Below are 914 nucleotides of genomic sequence, written 5' to 3'. Positions count from 1 at the left end.
TTTATCTTGTTGTTTATCCCTTCTAGGGTGCAGGTGTTTAGCGGATAACTTGCCGATGCGATAATACCGTGAAGATAAGGACTCAGTTTTCGTGCGAACTCTTTCAATGGCTTAATTCCACTCTCTTGTACTTGTGCCCACCACGCCTCCCAGAGCCCTTTAGCATGTGCTTCTGATTCACAATACCAAAGCTCTTTGAGTTGTGCCCCGAGTATATAAGTGGTCATTAAGTCCTTATTGATATTCAATATTTCTGTAAGATAGCTGTCTTGCCGTGGATTTAAGTTGCCTCTATTTTTCAACAACACCCAGCGTGAGCGCTTGACCCATTGCCTCGCTTTTTTATCTTGCTTGAGTTTGTTGGCTTGGTCGACTCTGACTCTATCCATTACCTCACGACCGAACTTAGCGACAACATGGAATAAGTCGTAAACGATTTTTGCGTTCGGGCAATGCGCTTGAACTTCAAGGTCAAAAGCCGTATTCATGTCCATCGCGACCGCTTCGATATTATTGCCATGCTTGCCTAACAGCTCGAAGAACGGTCGTATGTCCTTGCGGCTACGGCCTAACCCTATCCAAATAACTTGGTGAGTCTTAGCGTCAGCGATGACCGTGGCATACCGATGTCCTTTAAAGATAGCGAACTCATCCATGACGAGTTGCCTTAGCCCCTCCCATTTCACTGACGGTACCACTTGGCGAAGTCGGCGTTTATCTATCTCTTTAATGGTGTGCCAATGTACGCTTGTTAACTGGGAGATATGCTTAATGGGAAGAAGAGGCAGCAGTTGTTCTATATAACTTTTTAAGCGCTTCGTGATGCGAGCATAAGGCTCTAGCCAAGATAGAGACTCTGTTTTTATGCCGCAGTCACGACACTTGATTCTTCGTGTTTGAACGGAAAGTTCAAC

At 45.3% G+C, this 914-nt stretch carries 1 protein-coding gene; it reads right to left on the bottom strand.

The annotated features are described in order from the left end of the window. Nucleotides 1-914: ISL3 family transposase (locus AB4209_RS20925; protein WP_372057215.1), on the bottom strand; the 914-nt coding region annotated here is incomplete at both ends.

The organism is Vibrio sp. 10N.286.48.C11, assembly GCF_041469805.1.
Taxonomy (GTDB): domain Bacteria; phylum Pseudomonadota; class Gammaproteobacteria; order Enterobacterales; family Vibrionaceae; genus Vibrio; species Vibrio crassostreae_C.
Note: the sequence above shows the minus strand (reverse complement) of the source record. Positions and strands in the feature narration are given on the sequence as shown.